The sequence below is a fragment of the Hominilimicola sp. genome (genome assembly GCF_046972485.1).
Classification (GTDB): Bacteria; Bacillota; Clostridia; order UBA1381; family UBA1381; genus Hominilimicola; species Hominilimicola fabiformis.
Window position 1 is genome coordinate 62,920 of sequence record NZ_JBKVWU010000002.1, and the last position, 7,143, is coordinate 70,062.

Genomic DNA, 7,143 nt, shown 5'->3' on the forward strand with positions numbered 1-7,143 from the left:
ACTTATCTTATTTATTATATAAAATATCCTGTGCTATGTCAAGCTGAATACAACATTAAAAGCACAATTTCCGTTTTATAAAATTCTTTTATCATTTTCACCATATATTCCGTGTCACGACTTCCCGCCGTTTCGTATGACGAGTGCATGGCAAGCTGTGCAAGACCGATGTCTGCGGTATTCAGCGAAACCTTTTCATTTGAAAGATTTCCAAGCGTTGAACCGCCCGGAATATCACTTCTGTTTGCATACATCTGATACGGCACACCTGCATTTTTGCACACATACTTAACAACCGCCTCCGATACCGCGTCAGTGGTGTATCTTTGATTTGCATTGTACTTAATCACAATACCGCCGTTCATATACACACGGTTTGTACCGTCCGACTTGTCCGCAAAATTCGGATGCACCGCATGAGCATTGTCGCACGATAACATAAAGCTTTTAGCAACGGCTCTTTTGTACGTTTCCGAATTATTGCAAATTCTTTCAAGCACATCACGCAAAAATGACGATTTAGCACCTTGCTTTGTACCGCTGCCGACTTCTTCATTGTCAAACGCGGCGAAAACAGTTACATTATCATCACTTTCGGAATTTAAAAATCCCTCAAGTGTACTGTACATACACTGTAAATCATCAATTCGCGGTGCGGAAAAATATTCTCCGTCCGCGCCCAAAACAGTACCGCGCATACGATTGTAAAGCGACAAATCAAAACCCAATATTTCCTCTTTATCTACTCCGACATTTTCTGCAATAATATCCTCAATTCTGCCGTTTTTCTCCGACGCTATCGGACACATATCACGTCTTATATTAAATTCATAACCCTTATTAATATCTCTGCTCATATGAATTGCAAGTGACGGAATAACAAGCAAATCCCTGTCTATATTGACAAGTTTCGTTTCAACCTTACCGTTCTTTGCCGTAACAATTCTTCCGCTTATCGACAGCGGTCTGTCAAGCCACGACGACATTATCATACCGCCGTAACCCTCAACACTCAACTTTATACAACCGTCCGCATTTATTTCAAAATCAGGCTTTAGCTTGAATGACGGCGAATCGGTATGAGAGGCACAAATCATAAACGCACCGAAATCTTTTTTCGGCATTTCAAACGCAATTATTGATGACGAATTTCGTATAACGTAATATTTACCGCCGCTTTGTACATCCCACTTGTCACCCTCAAGAAGTTCCGTAAAACCGTTTTCGTCAAGCCTGTCCTTTGCAGTTTTGACCGCATGGTAACAATCCGTACTTTTTCCGATAAAATCGATTAAATTTTCTGTATAACCCATTGTTAAACCCTCTTTATTCAAATCTGATGTTTCCGCCGCCCGCATTCGCTTTAACCGCAGTACCGCGTCGTTTCAAACCGTATATGTCAGTAAGTTCGTATTCAAAAATATAAGCTCCGTCTGAAATATTTGCTTTTTTCACACCGCCGAACATTTTTAAAGTCCATGAACCTGTTATATTGTCGTTTGAGTTGTGTTCCACGTCATATACCGTAAGAATAGGAGTTATTTTATCAAAGAAACCAATCTTTTTTAAATTCGTATATGCTCTGCCGTTTGTCGAATCAAGACCGCCCCAAGCACCGATAATTTTGTAACTGTCTTTTTCGGTATCGTGCATAATGCGAACATTGCTTCTTTTGCCGTTTAATATAATCGGAGTCGAATAAATCTCGTAACCGTCATATTTTCCGACAAGATTAACCGATATATTTTTACCACATAATCTAAGCATTTTGCCGTTAAAATTATCTTTAAAAATACCTGCTTCCCAGTCACCGTCCAAATCGCTGTATTTACCTATATATGTATAGTTTCCGCTCTTTTTATCCGCCTTATACACGTTTATATCCACACTTTTGAACATATCCATATTGCCGAGAATATTCAGTTCATATGAATTGCCGTCCAAAATAGTCTTATATTCCATAGTCTGCATATCTTGATTATATGTATTCCACGCCCAAGAAGAATTAAAATCTTCTGTATTTGAGGAATCTTCTACATTGCACTGGGTACATATCTTGCGTAGAAATTCTTTATATTTAACACTGTTTGAAATCTCCATATACTCTTGAAGTTCGTCATTGTTTTCCCAAAGCGGATAATATAGTGCAAGACCTGTTGAATTAGATTTTCTCTCACCGCACACTCTGTATAAAACGGTTTCATTTAACGTGTTAATAAGCACGTCCGACGTGTTTCCGACAAATTCACTTGTTTTAACCGCCATATCGCCTAAATCAACAGAATTTGAAAATCCCTCATCAACCGTTGCACCGCCGTAAAGCTGTACACCGCTTATCGCCTTTGAAAGATTGACATAATTTAAAAGGCTGTCCGTTGCGGTAAGCATATCGCCTGCCATACCGTCAAACGCCTGATTAAGCGTAGACATATTGTCTAAAGCAACGCAAGACATTGCCGCGTCTTTGTCAGTGCCTTTTTCTTCACACTTTGCATAATATCCGTCACACACTGCCTTACCTATACCTTGAGAATCAGTTGACGGATTGTCGGACAAATACTGTAAAACATATTCATAATTCCATTCATCATTTCCGATAACGTCCTGCGGTGCAGTCATATAATCGGCACACATAGACATCTCCGCCGCAATTTCAAGACTTCCCATAAGTGACGAATCGAAAGACAGCATATCAAAATTCACGCCCGCCGCACTGATTCCGTATGAAATTTCTTCAAGATTAAGGCTGTCGTTGCCGTTAAGCTCGTCATAAGCCATACCGTTCATCAATCCGCCGCCTGCACCTGATAAAATAAGCATATAATGGTTTGCTTTATACTTTGACGTGCCCCACGATATAAAATTAGCAAGAGTATTGTAGTCACCCATATCCGCCGCCATAGACTGATCCTCAAGATAAAGTTTATTCTTACCGGCTTTAAATCTCTGACAATAATCGCTGTATATATTCTTAGTGTGCCACTTACTGCTGCCGCCTGTTTGCACAATGACATTTATATTGTCCGAATAATTTACATTCATAATTTCATCAAGTTTTTTTGAATAATCACCGTTTACGGATTCATCGTCACCGCCGCACATATATATAAGAACAGTCCAAGCCTTGTTACCCCCTTGACTTTCGGTATTACTTTCATAAACCACCTTATTTGAAGAACACGCCGTAAGCATAAGAACCGTCAAAACGGCAGTTATTATAAGCGTAACTCTTTTCATAGCCTTACCCCTCCATAAATTTATATAATGTAAAAAGGTGTTGCAAAGATTTCTCTTATACAACACCTTCTCAGTTCATTTTTAATTACGCTTGTGCAGGAGCGCCTACCGGACAGACACCGGCACATGCACCACATTCGATACAAGTAGCGTCATCTATAACGTATTGAGCGTCACCCTCGCTGATTGCACTTACAGGACATTCAGCAGCGCAAGCACCGCATGAAATGCAAGCATCAGAAATCTTATATGCCATTGAAATACACCTCCTCATTTGATATTGCTGATATGATTATAACACGAAAATTGATATACTTCAATAGTTTTTCAAAATATTTTACTCTCCGATTTCTTCCTCTGAAGGCTCGTTGTTTTTGCCTCTTTTGAGAACTTTAACGTCCGCAACGTTAAACTCTTTTAAAGTTTTTTCGTTTTCGTCGTCAAGTTTAACTTTAACCAGACCTTTAAGTAAGCTGACATATTCAACACTGCCCGTACCTTCGGGAGTTTTTACGATAGCACCCTGTTTCGGTGTAACCTTTAAAAGTTCCTCATATATATCCTGTTCATATTTCAAACAACACATAAGACGTCCGCAAGCGCCCGAAATTTTAGTCGGATTAAGTGAAAGTCCCTGTTCCTTTGCCATTTTTATAGACACCGGAGCGAACTCACCGAGGAACTGACTGCAACATAAACCTCTGCCGCATACACCGATACTTCCGAGAGTTTTCGCCTCATCTCTGACGCCGATTTGACGAAGTTCAATTCTTGTCTTAAAGACCATAGCCAAGTCTTTTACAAGTTCACGGAAGTCAATTCTTCCGTCAGCGGTAAAATAGAATAAAATCTTGTTTCCGTCAAATGTGTATTCAACTTCGACAAGCTTCATTTCAAGCTTGTGATTTTGAATTTTCTCCAAACATATCTTGTAAGCCTCTTTTTCAAGCTCTCTATTCCTTTTGCTTCTTTCGGTATCTTCTTCGGTTGCGATACGGATAACACCCTTTAAAGGTTTCTTGAATTGGTCGTTATCAATAGCCTTTTTGCTCATAACGACCTCACCGTATTCAATACCTCTTGAAGTTTCGACAATTACACTGTCGCCTTGTTTTATATCAAAATCAAGCGGATCAAAATAGTACGTTTTGCCTGCCGGCTTAAATCGTACCCCTATCACGTTTACCATATTATAAAACCATTCCTTCCAAAATGTTTAAGCTTTGCTGTTTTTCGCTCTGCTCTTAATCTTTTCAACCATTTTCTGCGACGGCTCAAAAACAAGCATATTTTCTATTCTGTTCTTTTCGTAAACAACATACCAAACCTTTTTAGGCGAAAATACACTCGCACGCATATTGTATATCGTTTTCGGAGTTTTTTGCGGTTTTTGTCTGGTAACAGACTTCACGTCCGATATATAAAATTCAACTTCTTTGTTTCTGTGACCGATTGCACGGTTTACGCGCACAATATCGTCTTTTATGCTGTAAGTAAATATCGCCGCATAACGCGTTAAGACAAAGAAACCCAATATACAAAATAAAAGTATCGTTATTATCGTACCGATTATTTTGTAGCTTGGCAAAATAAAAATTATATATTGTCCTAAAATCATAAATATGACAGCCCATAAAAGCGAAAATATAAATTCTTTTCCGCCGCCTGTTCTCTTTTCTTCCACTTCCCGAAAACTCCTTAAAACATCATTTTCTAATCTAATTAATTATAATATAAAACAATAAAATTGTCAACTCTCCGCATAAATAGCGATTGATGACCTCAAGCCACCACTCCGTCACTTCGTGACACCTCTCCTCAAGGAGAGGCTTTTTAATATACGCCATCTTCCGTAAGGCTCCCCTTGAGGGGAGCTGTCGGCAACACCGACTGAGGGGTGGCTTTTCTGTCTATTATTTTCCTCTATTCTTTCTTATCTATTATCTACAACACGGGGCATTGTGACACCGTCCCATACTTTCACACAATCCGCATCTCATTCAAAGCGGGCGACCAATGGTCGCCCCTACACACCGCCATACTGCACTTACTTCGTAGGGGCGGTCATCGGCCGCCCTATAAGGCTCCCCTTGAGGGGAGCTGTCGGCAACGCCGACTGAGGGGTGGCTTTTCTGTCATTTTCTTCTAAGCATATTAATCATTTCCGAAATCGTCTTAATCCCGTAAGCCGCAAAACCATCTGGAATTTTCACGCCTCTAAGCGATTGTTTCGGCACAATCGCCGACTTAAACCCCAGTTTAGCCGCCTCATTAATACGCTTTTCAAGCTGCGAAACACCTCTAAGTTCACCGCCAAGACCGACTTCACCGATAAATATCATATCCGGCGGCAGAGGAATATCCGCCTGACTTGTCGCGACAGCGGCACAGATACCCAAATCAACCGCCGTTTCATCAATACGAAGTCCGCCGGCAACATTAACATAAATGTCTGAATTTGACAAATTCATTCTTGCACGTTTTTCAAGTACCGCGATAAGCAACAGCACACGATTAACATCAATACCATTTGTCATACGACGCGGATTACCGAATCCGGTCGGTGTAACGAGTGCTTGAATTTCAGCCATAACACCACGACTGCCCTCCATCGTACACACAATCGCACTGCCCGATATATCAACATTTCTGCCCTCCAAAAGCATCATTGACGGATTTTCGACTTCTCTGAGACCACTGTCACACATTTCAAATACACCGATTTCGTTAGTCGAACCGAAACGATTTTTAACCGCTCTTAAAATTCTGAACGAAAGCTGTCTGTCACCCTCAAAATAAAGCACACAGTCGACCATATGTTCAAGCACTCTCGGACCTGCGATTGCCCCCTCTTTTGTAACGTGACCGACTATAAACATAGAAATGCCGAGTGACTTTGCAATGTGCATAAAAGCGTTAGTAGCCTCTCTTACCTGCGGAACACTTCCTGCCGCAGAGGCAATATCCTGTCTGTTCATCGTTTGAATTGAGTCAATAATAACAATGTCGGGTTTAATTTCGTTTATACATTCGATGACCGTTTCAACATCTGTTTCGGAAACAAGATAAAGATTTTCCGTTGTAACGCCCAATCTTTCAGCACGAATTTTAATTTGTCCCTCCGATTCCTCACCCGAAACATATAGAATTTTTCTTTCTTCACCGGCTTTTTGGCAAATTTGCAAAAGTAATGTTGATTTACCGATACCCGGATCACCGCCTACAAGTATTAATTCCCCCTGTACAATTCCGCCGCCAAGCACTCTGTCAAGCTCCTGTAAACCTGTTTTGTAACGTGTTTCATATCCGACTTTTACATCACCGATTTTTTTCGGCATACGCACACTTCCGCCGTTACTTATAGACATTGCACGCGTAGCAGACGTTTTCTTTTCCGTAATAACAGTTTCCTGTATGGTGTTCCAACTGTTACAGCCTGGGCATTTTCCCAGCCACTTCGGTGATTTGTACCCACATTCACTGCATATATATGTCGTTTTTGTTTTCATTCCTATTCCTTTCATTTATCAGTATTGCCACCACAAAAATTATATCCATAATTTTATAACTTTCCACCCACACTGTCAAGCCACAAATATTACGCTCACATTGCGGTTTGCATAATTTACATTACAACAATGTTACAGCTGTGTTAATATCCACTCTATCCACGTACTTATCCACGCAATTCATGCCCGATTTATCCGTAAATATCAAAGTTATCCACGCGTTATGCACCCAGCGTGGATAACTTTATTAACACATTCACAGTTTACATAACCTTTTCTGTCCCCAAAATTTTTATATTCCGAAAATTCAAAAAAATAATACTTATAACGTCAATATTTTTCGGAATAGCCTTGACAAACACCGTCAGTTTTTATAAACTATATGTATATGTAATTA

The 7,143-nt window shown here is 40.1% G+C and carries 6 protein-coding genes; all 6 read right to left on the reverse strand.

Features of this window, described 5'->3' with window-relative positions; genetic code table 11:
- Nucleotides 1-38 precede the first annotated feature (38 nt).
- Nucleotides 39-1,313, reverse strand: a complete 1,275-nt coding sequence (locus ACLTU0_RS00575; protein WP_412320966.1) for a M18 family aminopeptidase — start codon at nucleotides 1,311-1,313, stop codon at nucleotides 39-41.
- A 13-nt stretch (nucleotides 1,314-1,326) separates the two neighbouring features.
- Nucleotides 1,327-3,237 (reverse strand): clostripain-related cysteine peptidase, encoded by a 1,911-nt coding sequence (locus ACLTU0_RS00580; RefSeq protein WP_412320968.1) that lies wholly within the window; start codon nucleotides 3,235-3,237, stop codon nucleotides 1,327-1,329.
- Between the two features lie 85 nt (nucleotides 3,238-3,322).
- The gene (locus ACLTU0_RS00585) at nucleotides 3,323-3,493 is read right to left on the reverse strand and encodes a DUF362 domain-containing protein (protein WP_117966705.1); all 171 of its coding nucleotides are present in this window, start codon (nucleotides 3,491-3,493) and stop codon (nucleotides 3,323-3,325) included.
- A gap of 81 nt (nucleotides 3,494-3,574) precedes the next feature.
- Nucleotides 3,575-4,426, reverse strand: coding sequence for a stage 0 sporulation family protein (locus tag ACLTU0_RS00590; protein ID WP_412320970.1), 852 nt, complete (start codon nucleotides 4,424-4,426; stop codon nucleotides 3,575-3,577).
- A 27-nt stretch (nucleotides 4,427-4,453) separates the two neighbouring features.
- Nucleotides 4,454-4,921, reverse strand: coding sequence for a hypothetical protein (locus tag ACLTU0_RS00595; protein ID WP_412294399.1), 468 nt, complete (start codon nucleotides 4,919-4,921; stop codon nucleotides 4,454-4,456).
- A gap of 451 nt (nucleotides 4,922-5,372) precedes the next feature.
- Entirely contained in the window at nucleotides 5,373-6,746 is a 1,374-nt protein-coding gene (gene radA, locus ACLTU0_RS00600; RefSeq protein ID WP_022230844.1) for a DNA repair protein RadA, read from the reverse strand.
- Between the last annotated feature and the right edge of the window lie 397 nt (nucleotides 6,747-7,143).